Consider the following 23,051-nt stretch of genomic DNA (forward strand, 5'->3'; position numbering starts at 1 on the left):
GGCTATCAAGATGATCACAACAGATCTGACCATGGCATTGCCCGAGATTTTCCTGGCCTGTGCTGCAACGACTCTGCTGCTTTTCGGGGCTTTCCGGGGAGAGCAGGGGGCGAGCTTTATTTCCGCGTTGTCTGTTGCCGTTCTGGCGATTGCCTTTGGCCTGATTTTCCTGGGCAATCGCCCGGAAGGTGTGGCTTTTGGTGGGCTTTTTGTCGTCGATGCCTATGGCGACTATATGAAGCTTGTGGTTCTGGTGGCTGCCGGTTTCGGTATTCTCATGACGCAGCGTTTCATTGAACGCGAAGGGATGGACCGTTTCGAAATTCCGGTGCTGATGGTTCTCGCAACCCTTGGCATGCTCATGATGATTTCGGCCAATGACCTGATGTCGCTCTATGTCGGTCTCGAACTGCAGAGCCTTTCGCTCTATGTTATTGCCGCCATCCGTCGGGAAAACCTGAAGTCATCCGAAGCGGGCCTGAAGTACTTTGTTCTTGGGGCGCTGTCCTCCGGAATGTTGCTGTACGGCTCATCCATGGTTTATGGTTTTACCGGTGCAACCGACTTTGCCGTTATCGGTGAAAATCTCTCTGTTGCCCTGTCAACCGGAGGCGTTCCCGAAATCGGCCTGATTGTTGGTCTGGTCTTTATCTGCGCCGCGATTGCCTTCAAGATCTCTGCCGTGCCGTTCCACATGTGGACACCGGATGTTTATGAAGGTGCGCCGACACCGGTGACGGCTTTCTTTGCCTCGGCACCAAAAGTTGCCGGAATTACCCTCTTTGCCCGTGTCCTCAGCGATCCTTTTGGTTCGCTGGTTGGTGAGTGGCAGCAGATTATTGTCTTTGTTGCCCTGGCATCGATGATCCTTGGATCTCTTGCCGCGATCAAGCAGACCAATATCAAGCGTCTGATGGCCTATAGCTCGATTGGTAATATCGGTTATGCTCTGGTTGGTCTGGCTGCGGGAACCCAGGCGGGTATTGAAGGTCTGCTGATCTACATGACCATCTATATCTTTATGAACATGGGAACTTTCGCCTGCATTCTCAGCATGCGCCAGAAAGGAACCATGGTCGAGAATATTGAAGACCTTAAGGGATTGAGCAAAACCAGTCCTTTGATGGCTTTTGCCCTGACCGTTTTCATGTTCTCCATGGCGGGTATTCCTCCTCTTGCCGGTTTCTTTGGCAAGTATGTGGTCTTTGCTGCCGCGGTTGATGCGGGCCTGACTACACTGGCCGTTATCGGGGTTTTGACCTCGGTGATTGGTGCTTTCTACTATCTGCGTATTATCAAGGTGATGTATTTCGATGAGCCAACGGCGTCTTTTGACAAGCCGATCGGGGGTGAAATGACGTTGGTACTGACGGTTTCATCTGTCTTCATCGTATTTTTCATTCTGTTCTCTTCGCCGATAATGGACGGGGCTGCGCTGGCGGCTTCTGCCCTGTTTGCGGGATAGTGACATATGACTGAGGGCTCTTTGTCCCTGGATATTCCGGCTTCTTTTACCCTGCATGCCAGAGAAGAAGTCGGAAGCACCAATGATGAAGTTCGCCTCCTTGCCGAAACAGGGGCCCAGGATCGCACAGTCGTCTGGGCCCTTCGTCAATCTGCGGGGCGGGGACGACAGGGGCGAACCTGGGTCAGTCCAGAGGGAAATCTTTATTTTTCACTTTTACTGCGCCCCGATGTTCCAATTGCAGAGGCGGCCAATCTCAGCTTTGTTGCGGCTCTGGCTCTGGCGGATGCGATCAGGCAGTTAAATCCGGCAATCTCTCCGAGCTTGAAATGGCCGAACGATGTTCTTATTTCGAACAAGAAGGTGTCCGGTATTCTGCTTGAAAGTAAATCGACAACAGCGGGCACGCTGGATTTTCTGATTATGGGGATTGGCGTGAACATCCAGGCTTATCCCGATGATGCCCGTTATCCGGCGACATCTCTGGTTGAACAGGGCGCGCGGCAAGATCTGCTTCCCGGAGAACTGCTGGAAGCTTTCCTTAATAGCTTTGACCCTTGGTACAAAGTGTGGAAGAAAGACGGTTTCACTGCCATCCGGTCTGCCTGGCTCGATCAGGCTCACGGAATTGGCAAGACCATTTATGTTCGCCTGCCGCATCAGACACTTTCGGGGCGGTTTGTTACAATAGACAAGGACGGGGCTCTGGATCTGGAGCTTGATAGTGGTGAACAGTGTCTGGTCACTGCCGGTGACGTCTTTTTTGCTTCTTAGGATCTATAGGCAAAATGCTGCTTGTGATTGATTCAGGGAATACCAATGTCGTTTTTGCCATTTACGAAGGGCAAGAACAGAAGGGCTGTTGGCGGGCCACCAGTGACAGCAAGAAAACGGCAGACGAATATGCTGTCTGGTTGACCCAGCTTATGGCACTGAAAGGTCTGGTTCCGAGTGACATTACGGGCAGTATTCTGGCAAACGTGGTGCCGGCTTCGACCTATAACCTAACACGGCTGTGCGAGATCTATTTCAATTCGACTCCCCTTTTGGTGGAGCTGGGGAAAATTGACCTTGGGCTGACGATCAGAATTGATCACCCGGAACAGGCAGGGGCGGACCGTCTGGTGAATGCTGTTGCAGGTTATCAGAGATATGGTGGTAATCTGATCCTGATTGATTTCGGGACAGCGACTACATTTGATATTGTCGGTGACGATGGCGCTTATGAGGGCGGTGTTATTGCCCCGGGGGTCAATCTTTCGGTTGAGGCGCTCTATATGGCTTCGGCCAAGCTGCCGCGAATTGATATACGTCGTCCAAAAAACATTATTGGCAAAGCAACCATTCCTGCCATGGAATCCGGTATATTCTGGGGATATATCAGTATGGTAGAGGGCATGGTTAAACGCATTCGTGAAGAATATGGCGCCCCGATGCAGGTTGTGGCAACCGGCGGTCTGGCCCAGCTATTTACAGCAGCTACAGAAGTTATTGATCATCTTGATAAAGATGTGACACTCCGCGGGCTTATTTCCATCTATGAACTGAATACCCGGGATAAAAAAGTTAGGTAAAGTATATGAGTAAACCAGTAGTCCCTAAAGGCGACGAACTGTTGTTTTTACCGCTTGGCGGAACCGGCGAGATCGGTATGAATCTCAATCTCTATGGGCATAACGGCAAGTGGTTGATGGTTGATCTGGGAATTTCCTTTGCCGACGGGGCAAGGCTTCCCGGGGTTGATGTCATCATGCCTGATCCCTCGTTTATTGAAGACCAGCGCGAAAATCTGGTTGGGCTGGTTCTGACCCACGCCCATGAAGACCACATCGGGGCCATTCCCCATCTCTGGGCTGAACTGCGTTGTCCGATCTTTGCCACGCCTTTCACCAAGACTATGGTCTATTCCAAACTGGTGGAAGCGGGGCTGGAAGATCAGGCCGAGATTACGGTGATCCCGGTTGGGGGCTCCTTTAAAGCGGGCCCGTTCGAGGTGGAAATGATTTCCATGACTCACTCGATCCCCGAACCTTCTGCCCTTCTGATCACGACCCCGGCAGGTAAAATATTCCATTCCGGCGACTGGAAGTTTGATCCTGATCCTTTGGTTGGACCTGATTTTGATCAGAAACGCTTGGAATCCCTGGCGGATGAAAATATTCTGGCGATGATCAGTGACTCGACCAATGTCATGTCATCCAGTGAAGTTGGCTCGGAATCTTCGGTTCGTACCGGACTGGTCGAGGTTATCTCGAAGCAGCGGAACCGGGTGCTGGTTACCTGTTTTGCCAGTAACGTGGCACGGGTTGCTTCGGTTATGAAAGCCGCGCAGGAATGCGGACGACGGGTTGTGCTTATGGGACGTTCCATGCAGCGGATCTATGCTGCTGCGCGCGAAAATGGCTATCTGCTCGATATGCCTCCTCTCTTGTCTGAAGAGGAATTCTCCTACACACCCCGTGACGAGGTACTGATCCTCTGTACCGGAAGTCAGGGAGAGCCGCGGGCAGCCCTGACCCGTCTGGCCAGAGATGAATTCAAGAATGTACATGTAGACGCAGAAGATACGGTGATCTTTTCCTCGCGGATTATTCCGGGCAACGAGACAACGATCTTTAATATTCACAACACCCTGGCAGCAAAAGGCGTGAAAATAATCACCGACCGGGATGCGCACGTTCACGTTTCGGGACACCCCGGGCGAGATGAGGTGAAGAAACTTTATCAGTGGGTCAAGCCCCAGATCTCCATTCCGGTTCATGGCGAGGCCCGGCATCTGCACGAACACGCCAAACTTGCCGGTGAATGTGGGGTGAAAACCCAGATCGTTGCCCAAAACGGTGATCTTATCCGCCTTGCGCCCGGAAAGCCGGACAAGGTTGATGATGTACACAGTGGCCTGCTGGCAATCGAGGGCGACCGCCTGGTGCCGATTGATAGTCCGATCATCAAAAGCCGCCAGAAAATGATGTATAACGGCGCCGCCATGATTACTCTGGTGATTGATGAGGACGGAAAGCTGGCAGCAATGCCTGATGTGAGCATTCAGGGCGTTGTTGATAGCGAAGATGAGCCCGATGAGTACAAGGATATTGTTATTGCTGTACGCAATGGCGTCCGGCTTTTGAAAAAAACAGAGATGAAGCGAGATGAGCTGGTTCGTGAAGTTGCGGTTCGGGCCTTGCGCCGTCACTGCAACAAGGTTTTTTCCAAGAAGCCGGTTACAGATGTTCATATTGTCCGCCTGACGGATTATTTTGAATAACTGGACCAGAGCTTTAACGTAGATAGGGGAGGATGATCTGTCATGATCGGACGGTTAAACCATGTCGCGATTGCTGTGCCGGATCTGGAGGCTGCAATCGCCCAGTACCGGGATGGTCTGGGGGCAAAAGTTACAGAGGCAACAGATCAGCCGGCTCACGGTGTGACAGTGGTGTTCATTGAGCTGCCCAATACAAAAATTGAACTGCTCTATCCCCTGGGTGAAAACTCTCCTATTCGCAATTTTCTGGAGAAAAATCCTTCAGGAGGTATTCATCACATCTGTTATGAGGTGGATGATATTCTGGTCGCGCGCGACAAGCTCAAGGCTGAAGGAGCCCGGATATTAGGGGATGGGGAGCCGAAGATCGGGGCCCACAACAAGCCCGTGCTTTTTCTACACCCTAAAGATTTCTTTGGCACCCTGATTGAACTCGAGCAGTGCTGATGACCCTGTTTTCCTGATTTTTTCGGATTTTTCTGATACTTTTCTTGCAAGGACATACGATGAACTGGGTAACCGGTATGCTTGTATATGTTATCATCTGGTGGCTGATTTTCTTTATGGCCCTGCCTTTTGGGGTGAAACCTACGGAAAACCCTGGTGTTGGCCATGAGCCTTCTGCTCCGGCAAATCCGATGCTGTTGAAAAAAGCCCTGATCACCAGTGTGATTGCCGCTGTGCTCTGGGGTGTCGCCTATTACGTAATTACCAACAAGCTGATCACTATCGGCGAAGCGGACTTCGGCTGAAATCCTCTCAGGGAACCCGATTTGTTGAGGGAAGGGATAAGATAACTTCTTTCTATATAATCTGCCTGTGGGTATTCTTTAGCCACAGGCATTTTTTTATGCCTCCTGCAACAGTGGCTGAAAAGGTGGCTGATGAGAATGAACTATAGAAACTCTATCCGTAAAGTAATCCTGGCTGGCCCGGTCTTGGTGGGAACAACTTTTCTGCTTTCCCCGGGGATTGCGGATGAGCAGGCTGGTCTTATCCGGATTACACGGCAGGATTGCCAGCATCTTGTTGCCCATGTGCCTGCCGATGATGTGGCCTATACACCGGGTGTCACGGCACGGGGCGAGAAAGTCGTTCCTGCAGATCTAAATGCCCAGACCATCACCTTGCCTGAAGTTATTCGTATTCCTATTACAGTAGATCTGTTTAACCGCTTTAATATTCCTGCCAACCCAAACAACTTTGAAGCAGAAGCCGAGATAGGTGTGGTTGAGGTTCATAAAGACGGTACAGCATTGTTCAATGGAACACCCTTGCAGAGCGCTGAGCAGCGTGAGTTATCCATTAAATGCCAGGAAATTCTGAAATCCCCTTAATGTTTTAGGTTTTATATAATCCTTAATATGTTGATATTTAACTGAATGTCTCCAGTCTTTAGCTGTTTTCATGACGGTTGCTTCCGAGATTTTTACCGCGTCAATGGCATGGACAATCATCTTTTGATCCCATATACATGTGCACCATATCAAACGGCTGAAAAGCTGATCCGACTGCCGTATCGACTGTATCTCTATAACGCTCCAGGAAACTGAAATGCGCCTTTCCGCTTATTTCCTTCCCACGCTGAAGGAAAACCCCACCGAGGCACAGATTGTCTCACACCGCTTTATGCTTCGTGCCGGGATGATCCGACAGGCGACATCCGGGATTTATTCCTGGCTGCCGTTGGGACTGAAAGTCCTCCGCAATGTTGAGCGGATTATTCGGGAAGAGCAGAACCGTGCCGGGGCGCAGGAAGTGCTGATGCCAACGATCCAGCCTGCTGATCTCTGGCGGAAATCCGGTCGGTATGATGACTATGGCAAAGAGATGTTGCGGATCAAGGATCGCCATGACCGTGATATGCTCTATGGGCCAACCAATGAGGAAATGATCACAGAGATTTTTGGCAACGCGGTCAAAAGTTACAAGGACCTGCCAAAGAACCTCTATCACATACAGTGGAAGTTCCGCGACGAGGTTCGCCCTCGTTTTGGTGTGATGCGTGGGCGTGAATTCCTGATGAAGGACGCCTATTCGTTTGATATCGATTTCGAGAATTCCAAGGCAGCTTATAACCGCATGTTTGTTTCCTATCTGCGGACCTTTGAGCGCCTGGGGCTGCGCGCCATTCCCATGGCAGCAGATACGGGACCTATCGGTGGAGAACTGAGCCATGAATTTATTATCCTGGCCGATACTGGTGAGTCTGAAGTCTTCTGTCACGCTGACTTCCTGACCAAAGCCTCTCCTTCTGCTGATGTCGATTACAACGGCGATCTTCAGTCGATTGTTGATGACTGGACCAGTATCTATGCTGCGACTGATGAAATCTATGTTCAGTCCGAGTTTGAAAGCTCGGTCCCTGAAGACAAACGCATGCAGTGCCGGGGCATTGAAGTCGGGCACATCTTTCATTTCGGCACCAAGTATTCCGAACCAATGGGCGCCTATGTTCTGAACAAGGACGGCGAAAATGTGCCAGTCTTTATGGGGTCTTATGGTATTGGGGTTTCCCGTCTTCTCGGGGCGATTATTGAAGCCAGCCACGATGAAAATGGTATCATCTGGCCCGAAGCAATTGCACCTTACAAGGTTGGTCTGATCAACCTCAAGGCAGGCGATGCAGACTGTGCCAAGGCTTGTGATGATCTCTATAACCGTTTCAATGCGGCCGGGATTGAAGTTCTTTACGATGATCGAGATACCTCTGCCGGGGCCAAATTCAAGGATATGGATCTGATCGGTCTGCCATGGCAGCTGGTTATTGGTCCCCGCGGCCTTAAAAATGGCACAGTTGAGTTGAAAAATCGGGCCAGTGGTGAAAAAGAAGAGCTGTCACTGGATGCTGCTTTGAACAAACTGGGCCTGTAGGTCACGACGAGACGGGAAGAGGGGGAAGTAATGGTTTTTGGTGCCTTTGAACGCATGGTGGCCTGGCGCTACCTCCGTTCCCGTCGCAAGGAAGGTTTTATCTCTGTCATCGCGGGCTTCTCGCTTGTCGGGATTGCTCTGGGTGTTGCTACGCTGATTATTGTCATGGCAGTGATGAACGGGTTTCGTCAGGAACTGCTGGGGCGCATCCTCGGAATTAATGGTCACCTGGCTGTTACGGCCATTGAAGGTGAGCTGGTCGACTACAAGACAATTGCAGAGCGCATTGCAGCGATATCCGGTGTTGCCAGTGCCACGCCCCAGGTACAGGGGCAGGTTATGGTGACGGCACAAGGAACCGCAACCGGTGGTCTGATCCGTGGAATGGCCAATGAAGACCTCAAGGCCCGCAAGCTGATTTCGGAGAAAATCGTCGGTGGTACCCTGGACGATTTTGTCGGGGACGATGCGGTTGTTATTGGTGCACGGTTGGCTCAAAATCTGGGGCTGAGCGTTGGAGACAGCGTCACACTGGTCTCTCCTAACAGCTCCATTACGGTCTTTGGCTCCATACCGCGTTTGAAAGCCTATACCATTGTCGCCCTGTTTGATGTGGGAATGTACGAGTACGACAGCAGCTTTATCTATATGCCGCTTGAGGCGGCGCAGATCTTTTTTGAGCTGCCGGATCAGGTGAATACCATCGAAGTTTTTGTCGATGATGTCGAGCAGACAACAGCTGTCCGGCGGGAAATCCACAATGATATCGGTTATGGGATCATCACGCGGGACTGGCAGCAGAACAACGCAAGTTTTTTCAATGCGATCCAGGTAGAGCGCAATGTGATGTTCCTGATCCTGTCGCTGATTATCCTGGTCGCAGTGTTTAATATCGTTTCCGGCCAGATCATGCTGGTCAAGGACAAGGGACGTGATATTGCGATCCTTCGGACCATGGGGGCCACCAGTGGTATGGTCCTGCGCATTTTCTTCCTCAGCGGAGCTTCGATCGGTGTGTTTGGTACCTTGATTGGCTTTATTCTTGGTCTGTCGTTTTCTTCAAACATCGAGAGCATTCGTCAATGGCTTGAAGGTCTTTCGGGAACCAACCTGTTTGATGACGAGATTTATTTCCTCTCCAAGCTTCCGGCCATTGTCGATAGCGGAGAGGTGATTCAGATTGTTGGGATGGCTTTGTTTTTCTCGGTTCTTGCGCCCATTTTTCCCGCCTGGCGTGCCGCACGTCTCGATCCGGTAGAGGCCATTCGCTATGAGTAATTCAATGAAGGGGCTCTCTCTTGCCTCCGTGAGCAAAACCTATCGTCAAGGCACAAATGAACTTCACGTGCTTAACGATGTCAGTTTTGACATCAAGCCGGGTGAACTGGTTGCGCTCATCGGACCTTCCGGCGCAGGTAAATCAACCATGCTGCATATCGCCGGATTGCTGGAGAAACCGGACAGCGGAGATATTCTGGTTAACGGAGAGTCTTCTGCCCGGCTGAATGATAAAAAAAGAACTGCTCTGCGTCGTGATACCATTGGCTTTGTCTACCAGTATCATCACCTGCTACCCGAATTCTCGGCAGTGGAAAACGTGATACTGCCGCAGATGATCACGGGGCTGTCCCGTAAAGAAGCACAGGACCGGGCCGTTGACCTGCTCACGACCGTTGGTTTGGCTGATCGTGTCACACATCGCCCGGCAGAGCTTTCTGGTGGGGAACAGCAGCGTGTGGCGATCGCCCGGGCGCTGGCCAATGCGCCGTCGGTTTTGCTTGCGGATGAACCCACTGGAAACCTTGATCCTGAAACTGCGAACAAGGTCTTTGATCTGTTGCTCAATCTGGTCCGCTCTGTTGGCTTGACGGCCCTGATCGCCACCCATAACCACGAGTTGGCGAAACGTATGGACAGGGTACTTCATTTTGAAGGTGGTAAAATCTGCTGATAATTCTGAGAAAATCTCTGTAACGCATTATTTTATAATTACTTTTAAAAAGTTCGCCGGAAAATTCGGCGAACTTTTTTCTTGATTTGATAAATGCTTTTATTGGTTCCTTCCTTGGCGCGGGCTGAGGAAACAGGTATCAATGGGTCGGAAAATGCAAAAATAAATATCAATCAGCCCCGGACATATTATTTCGATGTCCAGGCGGAATTGATGGGGATGATTTGTTGAGGTTGGTTTATGGCGTTTGCTGATTTTGTTCATCTTCGGGTTCACACGGCCTATTCTCTTTCCGAGGGAGCGATCAAGGCCAAGGAGCTTGTTGATCTTTGTAAAAAGCATGACATGCCAGCTGCTGCGATAACCGACAGCAGTAATCTTTTTGGCGCAATGGAGTTCTCGCTTGCTGCCAAGGCTGCAGGTATCCAGCCCATTCTGGGTACTCAGATCATGGTTGGCAGAGAAGATCGCGACCAACGACCCGGCGCTTTGATACCCGAGCCGGATCAACTGGTGCTGCTGGTGCAAAACCAGAAGGGTTATATGAACCTGATGCATCTGATCTCCCATGCTTTTATGGAGACAGAAACCGGGCTGACGCCGCAGATCTCTCTTGAAGGGTTGCGGGGCTGCCATGAAGGTCTTATCGCGCTTACGGGAGGCCCCAAGGGTGCCGTGGGGCGTCTGTTACTGGAAAACCAGGATCAGGATGCGGAAACACACCTTTGCGCCCTGGCGGAAATCTTTCCCGGGCGTCTCTATGTTGAGCTGTTGCGTCACGGGATGCCGGAAGAACGGGCCATCGAAGATCGACTGGTTGATCTGGCTTATAAACATACTTTGCCGCTGGTTGCGACAAACGAAGCCTTTTTTGCCAGTGAGGATATGCATCAGCCCCATGATGCCCTGATCTGTATTGCCGAAGGTGCCTACGTTTCCCAAAGTGAGCGACGCCGTCTGACTGCAGAACACCGTTTTAAATCTGCTGATGAAATGAAACGGCTTTTTGCTGATATACCCGAAGCAATCCAGAATACGCTGGTGATCGCCCGGCGCTGCTCCTGGTTTGTCGAGCCGATCGGACCTATCTTGCCGCCCTTTGATACTGGCGCCGGTCGCTCGGAAACCGATGAGCTGCGTTATCAGTCAGAGCAGGGACTGGAAGGTCGTCTGGTCCGTCATATTTTTACTGAAGGAATGTCGGAAGAGGAAAAGGAAGCTCTGGCAAAACCCTACCGGGAACGGCTGACTTACGAGCTTGATGTTATTATCCAGATGGGATTTCCGGGATACTTCCTGATCGTTGCCGACTTTATCAAGTGGGCCAAGGATCACTCCATTCCGGTTGGTCCCGGTCGTGGATCGGGAGCAGGGTCTGTCGTTGCCTGGGCTTTGACCATTACCGATCTCGACCCCTTGCGCTGGGGGTTGCTGTTTGAACGGTTCCTCAACCCGGAACGTGTCTCGATGCCGGATTTCGATGTGGATTTCTGTCAGGATCACCGGGACAAGGTTATCACCTATGTTCAGGACAAATACGGCCGGGACAAGGTCGCCCAGATCATTACCTTTGGTAAGTTACAGGCGAGGGCGGCGCTTCGCGATGTGGGCAGGGTGTTACAAATGCCATACCCACAGGTGGACCGCCTGTGCAAGCTGGTCCCAAACAATCCGGCCAAGCCGACGTCCCTGCCTGAAGCAATCGCTCAGGAACCTCTGTTACGGGAAATGGCCCGGGCTGACGAGAATGTCGGTAAGCTTCTTGAGGTGGCTCAAAAGCTTGAAGGGTTGTACCGCCATGCGTCGACGCATGCAGCGGGGGTGGTGATTGGAGATCGTCCGCTGGATCAGCTGGTGCCGCTCTACCGCGATCCGCGGTCAGATATGCCCGTGACCCAGTTCAACATGAAGTTTGTGGAACAGGCCGGGCTGGTCAAGTTCGACTTTCTGGGGCTTAAGACCCTGACAGTTTTAGAGCGGGCCTGTAATTTTATCAGAGCGGCGGGAACACCGATTGACCTCGCGGAGGTTCCACTTGATGACACCGCTTCGTTTGAATTGTTGGGCAGAGGGGACAGTGTCGGGGTGTTCCAGCTGGAATCCACAGGCATGAGGGACGTGCTCAAGCGGCTGAAGCCTGACCGCTTTGAGGATATTATTGCGGTGGTCGCGCTCTATCGCCCCGGACCGATGGAGAATATTCCCAGCTATATTCGGCGTAAAAAAGGGGAAGAGACACCTGATTACATGCACCCGCTCATTGAGGATATCCTCAAGGAAACTTACGGGATCATGATCTATCAGGAACAGGTCATGCAGATTGCCCAGTTGCTGTCCGGTTATTCGCTGGGTGGTGCGGATCTTCTGCGCCGGGCAATGGGTAAAAAAATTCAGGCCGAGATGGATGCCCAGCGCAAAATCTTTGTCGATGGTGCTGTCGAGAAAAAAGTTCCGGCCAAAAAGGCGGATGAAATCTTTGATCAGGTCAACAAGTTCGCAGGTTATGGTTTTAACAAGAGCCATGCGGCTGCCTATGCCCTGGTGGCCTATCATACAGCCTATCTGAAGGCAAATTATCCGGAAGAGTTCATGGCGGCGACCATGACTTATGATATTTCCAATACAGACAAACTCAATGTCTTCCGGCAGGAACTGTCCCGTCTGAATATCCTGCTCTTGCCACCAGATATTAACAAGTCTTATGCCGAGTTTGTCGTAGAAACTCGTGAAGATGGCTCAAAGGCTGTTCGTTATGCTATGGCGGCAGTGAAAAATGTCGGAGAGCAGGCGATTGAAACCATTACCAAAGAACGCAGTGAGAACGGTCCTTTCAAAGACCTGACCGACTTTGTGGCCCGGGTTGACTCCAAGTCGATCAACAAGCGACTGGTGGAAAATCTCTCCAAGGCGGGTGCCTTTGATAGTCTGACAGAAAATCGCCAGCAGGTTTTTCTCGGGGCAGAAAATATTGTCCGGAATATTTCTGCTGCGGCCCAGGAAAGGGCAAGTGATCAGGTAAATCTCTTTGGCGGGGACGACAGTGGACCCATGATTGACCTCTCTCTGCCCAAAGTTCCTGACTGGCCAGAGTTGGAGCGCCTGAAACATGAATATGATGCGATCGGTTTTTATCTTTCCGCGCACCCGATCGATACCTATGAGCAGATCCTGAAAAGACTGCGGGCCCAGACAACACAGGAAGCCGTCTTTCTGACCAAGAAAACCAAGGGGCAGGGCGGTCCGTTGAAGGTTGGCGCCATTGTGATCGGTAAACAGGAGAGGACCTCGAAAAAAGGGTCCAAGTTTGCCTTTATCCAGATATCAGACGCCCATGGTACGATTGAGGCAATGGTGTTTTCCAATGTGCTAATGGCATCACGTGACGTTCTGGAGAGTGGCGTGCCTATGCTTTTTACCCTGACAGGGGAAGTAAAGCCTGATGATGATGAAGCGCGTTTCCTACTTCAGGCCGTTAAACCGCTTGATGAGGCTGCATCCCTGACCGACACGGGTTTGAAGCTTTATATCAGCAGTGAAAACCCGCTTGAGCCGTTAAAAACAGTGCTGGAACAACATGCTTCACCCGGGAGGGGAAAAATCTCTTTGATGCTCGGGCTCGAAGATGGTCAGGAACTCGAACTGGAGCTTCCGAAAGGCTATACGGTCTCTCCATCCATCCGTCAGGCTATCAAGGCGATTGAAGGTATCGACCTGGAAGAAGTCTGATTGTTTTCGGAAGTGTTTCATGGCAAAATGTGATGATTGGGTTACGAATGCAAAAAATACTTGCATCCTCTGTTGAGGGGGAGTATCACCCGCAACATCACTAAAAAACACGTGGGCTTAACGGGATCGGTTTTCCGTTCTTCGTTTCTGGTGTTTCCGTTTGAAAAGGCGGAGATTACAGCCTGCGGAAGTTTAACCGGAAGAGAAAAGGTTTATTCTATGGCGCTTCCTACCTTTACAATGCGTCAGCTGCTTGAAGCTGGTGTTCACTTTGGTCACACAACCCGTCGCTGGAACCCGAAGATGTCTTCTTTCATCTTTGGCGAGCGCAACGGCATCCACATTCTCGATCTTGAGCAGACTGTTCCTTTGCTGCACAAGGGTATTGCTTTCACACGTGAAGTTGTGGCCGGTGGCGGTCGTGTACTTTTCGTTGGCACAAAGCGCCAGGCAAGCGAGAAAATGGCTGAAGCAGCCAAGCGTTGTGGCCAGTACTATGTGAACCATCGCTGGCTCGGCGGTATGCTGACCAACTGGAAAACTGTTTCCAACTCCATCCGTCGCCTGAAAGAGCTTGATGCACGTCTTGAGAACGAACATGTCGGTCTGACCAAGAAAGAGCTGCTCAACCTGACACGTCAGCGCGACAAACTTGAACGCGCTCTCGGCGGGATCAAGGAAATGGGTGGCATTCCTGATGTGATCGTTGTTATCGACACCAACAAAGAACACCTTGCGATTGCAGAAGCAGTCAAGCTTGGCATTCCTGTTGTCGGTATTCTCGACTCCAACTCTGATCCTGCTGATATCACTTTCCCGATTCCAGGGAATGACGATGCGATCCGCGCGATCAGTCTCTACTGTGATCTTTTCGCTGATGCCGTTATCGACGGCCTTCAGCAGGAGCTTACTGCATCCGGTACCGACATCGGTGCAGCAGAAGAAGCCCCTGTTGAGCAGCTGCCAGAAGTAGAAGCTGCTGAAGAAGCAGTTGCTGCCGAAGCCTAAGCTGTTCGCGAATGAACTCTGCGAAACGGCGGCTCCTATGCCGCCGTTCTCGTACCTGTATCAATGATGATATTTAATTTCTAAAAAGAGATCGAAAATGGCCCAGATTACTGCTGCCCTAGTTAAAGAGCTCCGGGAAAAGTCCGGCGCAGGCATGATGGATTGTAAAAAGGCGCTGTCAGAAAATGATGGCGACTTGGAATCTGCCGTTGACTGGCTTCGTAAAAATGGCCTTGCTGCCGCTGCGAAAAAAGCTGGTCGTGTTGCTGCTGAAGGCCTGGTTGCTGTTGCAACATCCGGCACTAAAGGCGCTGCCGTTGAAGTGAACGCGGAAACCGACTTTGTATCCCGTAACGAAAAATTCCAGTCTTTTGTCAAAGCCGTTGCTGAGCTTTCCCTCAATGCCGGTGGTGATGTTGAAGCTCTGTCTTCTGCAGCTTTCCCAGGCGAGAGCGGCACTGTTGCTGAAGCTCTGACCAACCGCATTGCGACGATTGGTGAGCACATGAGCCTGCGTCGTACTGCTGCTCTTGAAGTGAAGCAGGGCGTTGTTGCATCCTACATTCACAACCAGACAGCAGATGGCCTCGGCAAAATCGGTGTTCTGGTCGCTCTGGAATCTGCTGGTGACGCTGCCAAGCTTGAAGCTTTCGGCAAACAGGTTGCTATGCACATTGCTGCAACCAACCCGCTTGCTCTGGATCGTTCTGCTGTTGATGCCAGCGCTCTTGAGCGTGAAAGAGACATTATTGCGGATCAGGCACGTGCTTCCGGCAAGCCAGAAGAAATCATTGGCAAAATGGTTGAAGGTCGTCTTCGCAAGTATTACGAAGAAGTCTGTCTGCTTGAGCAGAACTACGTTATTGATGGTGAAAACACTGTCGGTAAAGCAGTTGAGCTTTTTGCCAAAGATCTTGGTACTGCGGTTGCCCTGACCGGCTTTGTCCGCTTCCAGCTCGGTGAAGGCATCGAGAAGAAAGAAGAAGACTTTGCTGCTGAAGTAGCTGCTACACTCGGCAACTAAGATTTTTTGACGATGGCCGTGATCTTGCTGAGGGACTCAGTCAAGGCGCGGCCATTTTCATATCCAAAATCACCAACATCGACTACAGTAGCCATCATTTAGGCATAATGCCGGGATAGTTACTGATAAGAGCAGAAAAGATCGGGAGATTTCCGTGAGTGATACACCACGATACAAGCGTGTTTTATTGAAGCTCTCTGGTGAGGCATTGATGGGGGCGGGCAAATTCGGTCTCGATCCTGAAACTGTCGATCAGATTGCCATCGATATCAAAGAAGTCGTTGATATGGGTGTTGAGGTTTGTGTCGTCGTCGGTGGTGGAAATATTTTCCGTGGCCTTTCTGGTGCGGCTGCCGGGATGGAGCGTTCGACAGCTGATTACATGGGAATGCTGGCGACGATCATGAATTCTCTGGCCATGCAGAACGCGCTGGAAAAGATCAATATCCCGACGCGTGTCCAGACAGCCATTCGCATGGACGCTGTGGCAGAACCTTATATTCGCCGCCGTGCTGAAAGACATATGGAAAAAGGCCGTGTTGTGATTTTTGGGGCAGGAACTGGTAATCCCTATTTTACAACGGATACGGCTGCTGCACTGCGGGCATCGGAAATGGATTGCGAAGTTCTGCTGAAAGGCACAAAAGTTGATGGTATTTACTCGGCAGATCCAGTAAAAGATCCAACCGCAACCAGGTACGAGAGCCTTTCCTACAGACAGGTCCTGACAGAGGATCTTGGGGTTATGGATCATTCGGCTATTGCACTGACGCGTGAAAATAATATACCGATTATGGTGTTTTCGATTTATGAAAAAGGCTCTTTTGCCAAAGCTGTTTGTGGCCAGGGCCGTTTTACAATTGTTGAATAAAAGGGGATAGACGTTGTCTCAAGATACCCTCATGAAAGATTTGTCCCGACGCATGGACGGCGCCATTGATGCGCTGAAAAAAGATTTTGCGGGACTGCGCACGGGCCGTGCGTCCACGGCTCTGCTTGAGCCGATCATGGTTGAGGCCTATGGCGCATCGATGCCGATTACTCAGGTTGGAACGATTACTGTTCCTGAATCGCGGATGCTTGCTGTTCAGGTCTGGGACAGATCCATGGTTGGCGCTGTTGAAAAAGCCATTCGTGAATCCGGGCTTGGCCTGAACCCGTCACCAGACGGACAACTTGTTCGTGTACCAATTCCTGCACTTTCCGAAGAGCGCCGCAAGGAGCTGGTCAAGATTGCTGGGAAATATTCAGAGCAGGCCAAGGTGGCTGTCCGCAACGTACGCCGTGACGGAATGGAAGCTTTGAAGAAGATGGAAAAAGACGGCGACATTTCACAGGATGAAATGCACAGCGTGGGTGATGATATCCAGAAGCTGACTGATAAACATATCAAGTCAATTGATGATGTCTCCGCCCAGAAAGACGAGGAGATCATGCAGGTATAATCTTGCATGATTAATTGTACGCAAAGATGACCAAGGGAATACCAAATCATATTGCCGTTATTATGGATGGCAATGGCAGATGGGCCAAGGCACGCCGTCTTCCGCGTGCTTTCGGGCACAGGAAGGGCGCGGAAGCGCTTCGTGAATTGCTGAAGGCTGCCATTGATATTGGTATTCCCTATATGACCTTCTACAGTTTTTCGTCAGAAAACTGGAGCAGACCACAAAGTGAAATTGAAGATATTATGGGCCTGCTGCGCCGCTATCTTCAAAGCGAGCTTGCAACCTTTCACAAGGCGGGGATCCGCTTGAAGGTGATCGGTGAAAGGTCCCGGCTGGCAAAAGACATCGTACAGCTTATTGACGATGCCGAGCAACAAACGGCAGAAAATGACAAGATGACGGTTGTTATGGCACTTAGCTATGGCGGGCGTCAGGAGATTGTTGAAGCCGCTCGTCAGATGGCCGTCAGGGTAAGTAATAATGAACTTTCGCCAGATGATATATCGGAAGAGCTTTTCGAGCGGTCACTCTACACCAAAGACATTCCTGACCCTGATCTGCTGATCCGTACCAGCGGTGAAATGAGGATCAGTAACTTTCTTTTATGGCAACTGGCCTATAGTGAAATGGTCTTTGTTGAAAAGAACTGGCCTGATTTTACCCGGGATGATCTGGTCTGGGCTATAGAGGAGTACCAAAAGCGTGACAGACGTTATGGAGCCGCAGCCGAAGCCGGATAAAAAAAACAGCGATCTTGCGATCAGGGCGCTGTCTGCAATTGTACTAGGGCCGCCAGTTCTTGCGGCTGTATATCTGGGCTCTCCCTTCAGCGATATTCTGATTTTTGCCTGTGCCGGCATTCTTGCCTGGGAATGGGCCATGCTGTGTGGCCGAAAGGTTGTCGGGATTAACGGGACGGTTTTGATTGGCTCGGTTCTGGCGGTTACAGCTCTTGGTGTCTTTGGATATTATTCTGCGGCAACTTGGGCTATTCCCGTGGCTGCGTCCTGTATGTTGCTGCAGTCTCTCTCTGTCTCCAGCAAAACCGAACCACGACAGGAGAATAATACTCTCTGGCTCATTACAGGCCTGATATATATTTCTTTAGGCTGCCTGGCTTTGCTTTGGATCAGAAACAATCCATCAGGCAACGGCTTCTTTATGTTGCTCTGGGTCCTGCTGGTTGTATGGGCCACAGATATCGGCGCCTACTTTACGGGGCGAAAAATTGGCGGGCCGAAAATTGCTCCCCGTATCAGTCCCAAAAAAACCTGGTCAGGCCTGGTTGGCGGGATGATTTTTGCGGCTTTGGTCAGTCTTTTTTGTTCTTTCTGGCAAGAGAGCAGCAACGCTGTTTTCCTTATGATGTCCGGAGCTGTTCTTGCCGTCGTGGCCCAGGTAGGTGATTTTTTTGAATCCCATATCAAACGCAAATTTGATGCGAAGGATTCCAGTAACCTGATACCCGGGCATGGCGGCTTGTTCGACAGGGTCGATGGCCTTGTTTCTTGCGCGATCTTTGTTGTTTTTTTCCAGTACCTCTAGTGTACGATAGGTTTTGAATGCACCCCGATAACATTTCTGCGGAACTGAAAGCTGTTTCTGCGCCAACTCCGCGTTCTATAAGCGTTATGGGGTCGACTGGATCTATTGGCACCAATACGATTGATTTGATCGAACGAAATCCGGACCTCTTCCGGGTAGAGGCTCTAACTGCCAACAAAAATGTAACCCTTCTGGCGAAGCAGGCCGTTGCCCTAAAGGCAAAGTTGGCTGTTGTTGCTGATCCTGGCTGTTTCGCTGCTCTCAAGGATGCCTTGGCTGGTACAGGGATAGAGGCCGCTGCCGGGCCCGAAGGTTTGCTTGAAGCAGCAGAGCGACCATCTGATCTTGTTATGGCAGCAATTGTCGGTTTTGCCGGGCTGGCTCCAACCCTTGCGGCGATCAGAAGAGGGGCGACGTTGTTGCTGGCCAATAAGGAGGCTCTGGTTTGTGCGGGTGAGCTGATGATGGCTGCCGTGCAACAAAGCAAAGCGAGAATTCTTCCTGTAGATTCTGAACATAATGCCATTTTTCAGGTATTTGATTTCGAGCGGAAGTCCGGTATCGAGCACATAACTCTAACAGCATCCGGTGGTCCCTTCCGGCTTTTCTCAAAAGAGCAGATGGAGCATGTGACCCGGGAAGAGGCTCTGGCTCATCCAAACTGGGTGATGGGTGAAAAGATCTCTGTTGATTCTGCCTCTATGATGAACAAGGGATTGGAGTTGATCGAAGCGGCGTATTTGTTCGGATTACCGGAAAAACAGATCAAGGTTCTGATCCATCCCCAATCAATCATTCACTCCATGGTCAGTTATGTGGATGGCTCTGTCCTGGCGCAGTTGGGTTCTCCTGATATGAGGACACCAATAGCCTACACGCTGGCTTGGCCCGAGAGAATAAAAACACCAGTTGCACCACTGGACCTGGCCCGGATAGGTCAATTGACATTTGAAGAACCTGATCCTGAACGTTTCCCTGCGCTTGATCTGGCAAGGGTGGCGCTGAAAACGCACAAGACGGTTGTTTTTAATGCGGCAAATGAAATTGCAGTAGAAGCATTTCTGTCCGAGAAAATAAATTTCGCTTCTATTGCCCGCTTTGTTGCAGGAGCCATGGACAGATTTTCTGGTCTTGAAAAAGCATCTCTTGAAGAGATCATAGCACTTGATGAAGAGGTGCGCTGCTGGTGCAACAGGTCGTTAAAAAATTAGCCTGTTAATTAATTACTATTGGGGCTTTTGAATAGACCCGCAAAAGGCTACTATGCCGTGCCTTTTAATTTACTTTTTCAGCAACAGAAACCAGACTGCAACATGGACCTGATAACGACGACACTTTCTTTTTTGGTACTTCTGACCATTTTGGTCTTTTTTCACGAACTTGGCCACTATTGGGTCGCGAGAAAAAACGGCGTTAAAGTGAATGTCTTTTCTGTCGGCTTCGGCCCCGAGCTGTTCGGCTATACCGACAAGAACCAGACCCGCTGGAAATTTAGCCTCGTTCCTCTGGGGGGCTATGTTAAAATGTTTGGGGACAGTGACGTTTCCAGCTCGACCCATGAAACCGGAAACCTCAGTGAAGAAGAATATCTCACAACTTTCAAGGCCAAGTCGGTATCCCAGCGCTTTGCAATTGTCGCAGCAGGACCGATAGCCAACTTCGTTCTGGCGATAATTCTTCTGGCAGGACTCTTTATTTTTGTCGGGCAGCCCTATTCGGTTCCCCGCGTTTCAAATGTCATGGAAGGCAGTGCCGCTGAACAAGCGGGTTTTATGGTCGACGACCTTGTCGTTGAGGCCGATGGTCAGAGTGTTTTACGCTTTGAAGACCTTCAGCGGATCGTGCAGCTTGGAACCGGAGACGCGATTACAGTTCATGTGGAACGAGACCAGCAGGTTGTCGAGCTGACTGTAACGCCGAAAGTAGATATCTCTTTTGATTCTCGCGGCAATGAAGTGAAGCGTCTGTTGCTGGGGATACAAAGCAAGGGATCCAGTTATAAAAAACACGATCCTTGGACTGCTGTCGTTCAGGCTGGTGTGGAAACATATGATCTGTCAATCGGGACTTTCAAAGCCATCGGTCAGATCTTTCAGGGGCAAAGATCTGTTGATGAGCTTGGTGGACCAGTTCGGATTGCTCATATGTCCGGCCAGGCTGCAGAAGCCGGTTTGGCAACTTACATCTGGCTGATGGCTGTTCTTTCGATAAATCTTGGATTGCTTAACCTGATGCCGATTCCCATGTTGGACGGCGGACATTTGCTCTTTTATGGCTTTGAGGCGGCTCTTGGTCGGCCGATTAGTGATAGAACGCAAGAATACTGTTTCAGAATTGGCTTGGCTCTGGTATTGAGCTTAATGTTATTTGTGACCTGGAACGATGTCGGATATTTTCAATTGTTCTGAATCTGCTAACGAGATCAAACTCATGCGGATTACCCGGGGGTAGACGTGTTACGTAAAGCGCTTTTTTCGTTGTTGGTTGGGGGATTGCTTCTGGCTCTTGAGCCTGTAAGTGGTCAAAAACATGTCTTGGCTCAGGCTTTGATGTCAGGTGGAACCATTGACAATATTGTTGTTGAGGGAACCCAGAGGATTGAGCCAGAGTCCGTTCGTTCCTACATGTCTGTGAACCCTGGCGATACTTTCGATCCTGTTCTGTTGAACAGATCATTGAAAAGCATTTTTGCTACGGGTCTCTTTGCCGATGTCTCGCTTAAACGTCAGGGCAACGATCTTATTGTCGTGATTGTCGAAAACCCGATCATCAACCGTATCGCCTTCGAAGGGAACCTGCGGATAAAAGATGAAATCCTGCAGGCTGAATCCAGCCTTCGCGAACGTGTTGTCTTTACCCGAACCAAAGCACAGGCCGATGCCCAGAGGCTTCTTGAACTATACCGTCGCTCCGGTCGATTTGCCGCTACCGTCGAGCCAAAGGTTATCCAGTTGCCACAAAACAGAGTTGATCTGGTTTTTGAAATCAGTGAGGGCGACCGGAGTTACGTTACAACAGTGAACTTCATCGGAAACCGGGAGTTTTCAGATGGCGCGCTTCAGGATGTTGTTTCGACAACCGAAACCGTATTCTGGAACTTCCTCACTGATAGCGACACCTACGATCCCGATCGTCTGACTTTTGACCGTGAACTCCTCCGCCGGTTCTATCTCAAAGAGGGGTATGCTGATTTTGAAGTCCAGTCTGTTATTGCAGAACTGACGCCAAACCGGGAAGCTTTTGTCGTGACCTTCACCGTTTCGGAAGGTGCAAGATACAAATTTGGCACTATTGATGTTGAAAGCGCCCTTAAAGACTTTGATCCGGCAACGGTTCAGGATCAGATTCTTACCGAAGAAAATGAATGGTATGATGCCAGCCTAGTCGACAAGACTGTTGATAACCTGACGGATGCTGTTGGTAACCTCGGGTATGCTTTTGTTGAGATCAGACCATCTCCTGACAAAGATAGTGAAAACAAGATCATCCATCTTGTTTATAACATTTCCGAGGGTCCTAAGGTTTATGTTGAAAGAATTGATATCGAAGGCAACTCCCGTACGATTGACAAGGTAATTCGTCGTGAATTTCGTCTGGTAGAAGGGGATGCCTTTAACAGTTCCAAATTGCGTCGTTCAAAAAGTCGTATCCAGAGGCTTGGTTTCTTCAAGGCAGTTAACGTTGACAACGAACCCGGCAGCACACCTGACCGGACAGTCATCAAGGTCGAAGTTGAAGAACAATCTACCGGAGAGCTGACCTTTGGAGCTGGCTTCTCTTCATCTTCTGGACCTCTTGGCAGCATTGGTATCCGTGAGCGTAACCTTCTTGGACGTGGTCAGGACCTGCGGTTTAATATCGCCCTGGCCGGTTCCGGTTCCGAAGCAGATGTCAGCTTTACCGAGCCTTACTTCCTGGATAAGGAAATTGCGGCAGGTTTTGATATCTTCAGAACCACGAGAGACGAAGACAGCCTGTCTTTTGAGGAAAAGAAAACCGGGGGAGCCATACGTGTAGGGTATGATCTGTCAGAGGAATTGCGTCAGGTTTTACGTTACAGGTTCGAATATATCGAAATTGAGAACGTTGATTCAGATGCCGCGTCTCTGGTCAAGGAGCAGGAAGGGCAAACCATCAAGTCGTCCATTTCCTCGACACTGACATATGATAAACTTGATTCCCGTACAGAGCCTACGGAAGGCTATATTCTAAAGCTTGAAAACGAAGTTGCCGGACTTGGTGGAGACGTTAAACATCTCAAGATCTCCATGGGCGGAACGCACTACTATACCTTTGAAGAGAACTGGACACTCCGTTCTCGTGCAGAAGTAGGCAATATTATCGGCTTGGGTGAAGATACACGTATTGTTGACCGCTTCTTCCTTGGCGGGGACAAGCTGCGCGGGTTCAAGACCGGCGGTGTTGGTCCGAGAGATCGAAAAAGTGACGATGCGCTTGGTGGCAAGCACTTCTATTCTGGAGGCCTGGAGTTGAGCTTCCCGCTGGGCTTGCCCAAAGAATTTGCCGTTAAAGGCCGTGTCTTTACCGATGTTGGTGCAACCTGGAATATTGATGGTAATGATTCCGGTGTGGATGATGAATCAACACCACGCCTTTCCATCGGAGCAGGTTTGACCTGGTCGTCTCCTTTTGGTCCTCTGGCAACCGATCTTGGTTTTGCCACTCTTAAAGAAGATTTTGATGAAACTGAAATCTTTAGCTTTAGCTTCGGAACACAATTCTAA

20 protein-coding genes are annotated in these 23,051 nt (G+C 50.4%); all 20 read left to right on the forward strand.

The window, feature by feature from the left end:
* The first annotated feature begins 10 nt into the window (after positions 1 to 10).
* Positions 11 to 1,465 carry an NADH-quinone oxidoreductase subunit NuoN gene (gene nuoN / locus B152_RS0117155; protein WP_020593667.1) on the forward strand — a complete coding sequence of 485 codons (1,455 nt, stop codon included), beginning with the start codon at positions 11 to 13 and terminating at the stop codon, positions 1,463 to 1,465.
* Positions 1,466 to 1,471: 6 nt separating this feature from the next.
* On the forward strand, positions 1,472 to 2,239 hold the full coding sequence (locus tag B152_RS0117160; RefSeq protein ID WP_020593668.1) for a biotin--[acetyl-CoA-carboxylase] ligase: 768 nt from the start codon (positions 1,472 to 1,474) through the stop codon (positions 2,237 to 2,239).
* Between the two features lie 14 nt (positions 2,240 to 2,253).
* Positions 2,254 to 3,039: a type III pantothenate kinase gene (locus B152_RS0117165; RefSeq protein WP_020593669.1), complete on the forward strand. Its 786-nt coding sequence runs from the start codon at positions 2,254 to 2,256 to the stop codon at positions 3,037 to 3,039.
* Positions 3,040 to 3,044: 5 nt separating this feature from the next.
* Positions 3,045 to 4,730 (forward strand): ribonuclease J, encoded by a 1,686-nt coding sequence (locus B152_RS0117170; protein ID WP_020593670.1) that lies wholly within the window; start codon positions 3,045 to 3,047, stop codon positions 4,728 to 4,730.
* Positions 4,731 to 4,772: 42 nt separating this feature from the next.
* Positions 4,773 to 5,177 (forward strand): methylmalonyl-CoA epimerase, encoded by a 405-nt coding sequence (gene mce, locus B152_RS0117175; RefSeq protein WP_020593671.1) that lies wholly within the window; start codon positions 4,773 to 4,775, stop codon positions 5,175 to 5,177.
* Positions 5,178 to 5,236: 59 nt separating this feature from the next.
* Positions 5,237 to 5,482, forward strand: coding sequence for a DUF1467 family protein (locus B152_RS0117180; protein ID WP_020593672.1), 246 nt, complete (start codon positions 5,237 to 5,239; stop codon positions 5,480 to 5,482).
* A 138-nt stretch (positions 5,483 to 5,620) separates the two neighbouring features.
* Positions 5,621 to 6,067, forward strand: coding sequence for a hypothetical protein (locus B152_RS24195; protein WP_157231148.1), 447 nt, complete (start codon positions 5,621 to 5,623; stop codon positions 6,065 to 6,067).
* Positions 6,068 to 6,284: 217 nt separating this feature from the next.
* Positions 6,285 to 7,604: a proline--tRNA ligase gene (gene proS / locus B152_RS0117190; RefSeq protein ID WP_020593674.1), complete on the forward strand. Its 1,320-nt coding sequence runs from the start codon at positions 6,285 to 6,287 to the stop codon at positions 7,602 to 7,604.
* Positions 7,605 to 7,634: 30 nt separating this feature from the next.
* On the forward strand, positions 7,635 to 8,882 hold the full coding sequence (locus B152_RS0117195; protein ID WP_020593675.1) for a lipoprotein-releasing ABC transporter permease subunit: 1,248 nt from the start codon (positions 7,635 to 7,637) through the stop codon (positions 8,880 to 8,882).
* On the forward strand, positions 8,875 to 9,555 hold the full coding sequence (locus B152_RS0117200; protein ID WP_157231149.1) for an ABC transporter ATP-binding protein: 681 nt from the start codon (positions 8,875 to 8,877) through the stop codon (positions 9,553 to 9,555). Before B152_RS0117195 ends, B152_RS0117200 begins: the two co-directional genes overlap by 8 nt.
* Before the next feature lie 240 nt (positions 9,556 to 9,795).
* Entirely contained in the window at positions 9,796 to 13,281 is a 3,486-nt protein-coding gene (dnaE, locus tag B152_RS0117210; RefSeq protein ID WP_020593678.1) for a DNA polymerase III subunit alpha, read from the forward strand.
* Between the two features lie 219 nt (positions 13,282 to 13,500).
* On the forward strand, positions 13,501 to 14,289 hold the full coding sequence (rpsB, locus tag B152_RS0117215; protein ID WP_026261661.1) for a 30S ribosomal protein S2: 789 nt from the start codon (positions 13,501 to 13,503) through the stop codon (positions 14,287 to 14,289).
* 97 nt (positions 14,290 to 14,386) lie between these two features.
* Complete coding sequence (gene tsf / locus B152_RS0117220; protein WP_020593680.1) at positions 14,387 to 15,313, forward strand: translation elongation factor Ts; 927 nt, start codon at positions 14,387 to 14,389, stop codon at positions 15,311 to 15,313.
* Positions 15,314 to 15,467: 154 nt separating this feature from the next.
* A complete protein-coding gene (gene pyrH / locus B152_RS0117230) occupies positions 15,468 to 16,184 on the forward strand; it encodes a UMP kinase (protein ID WP_026261662.1) in 717 nt (238 codons plus the stop codon).
* A gap of 31 nt (positions 16,185 to 16,215) precedes the next feature.
* Positions 16,216 to 16,758, forward strand: a complete 543-nt coding sequence (frr, locus tag B152_RS0117235) for a ribosome recycling factor (protein ID WP_020593683.1) — start codon at positions 16,216 to 16,218, stop codon at positions 16,756 to 16,758.
* 26 nt (positions 16,759 to 16,784) lie between these two features.
* The gene (locus B152_RS0117240) at positions 16,785 to 17,501 is read left to right on the forward strand and encodes an isoprenyl transferase (RefSeq protein WP_020593684.1); all 717 of its coding nucleotides are present in this window, start codon (positions 16,785 to 16,787) and stop codon (positions 17,499 to 17,501) included.
* Positions 17,464 to 18,306 carry a phosphatidate cytidylyltransferase gene (locus tag B152_RS0117245; protein ID WP_026261664.1) on the forward strand — a complete coding sequence of 281 codons (843 nt, stop codon included), beginning with the start codon at positions 17,464 to 17,466 and terminating at the stop codon, positions 18,304 to 18,306. The genes B152_RS0117240 and B152_RS0117245 overlap by 38 nt, the downstream gene beginning before the upstream one ends.
* Positions 18,307 to 18,323: 17 nt before the next feature.
* Positions 18,324 to 19,517, forward strand: coding sequence for a 1-deoxy-D-xylulose-5-phosphate reductoisomerase (locus B152_RS0117250; protein WP_020593686.1), 1,194 nt, complete (start codon positions 18,324 to 18,326; stop codon positions 19,515 to 19,517).
* A 102-nt stretch (positions 19,518 to 19,619) separates the two neighbouring features.
* Positions 19,620 to 20,714 (forward strand): RIP metalloprotease RseP, encoded by a 1,095-nt coding sequence (gene rseP, locus B152_RS0117255; protein ID WP_020593687.1) that lies wholly within the window; start codon positions 19,620 to 19,622, stop codon positions 20,712 to 20,714.
* A gap of 45 nt (positions 20,715 to 20,759) precedes the next feature.
* On the forward strand, positions 20,760 to 23,051 hold the full coding sequence (bamA, locus tag B152_RS0117260; RefSeq protein ID WP_020593688.1) for an outer membrane protein assembly factor BamA: 2,292 nt from the start codon (positions 20,760 to 20,762) through the stop codon (positions 23,049 to 23,051).

Source organism: Kiloniella laminariae DSM 19542, assembly GCF_000374005.1.
Lineage (GTDB): Bacteria > Pseudomonadota > Alphaproteobacteria > Kiloniellales > Kiloniellaceae > Kiloniella > Kiloniella laminariae.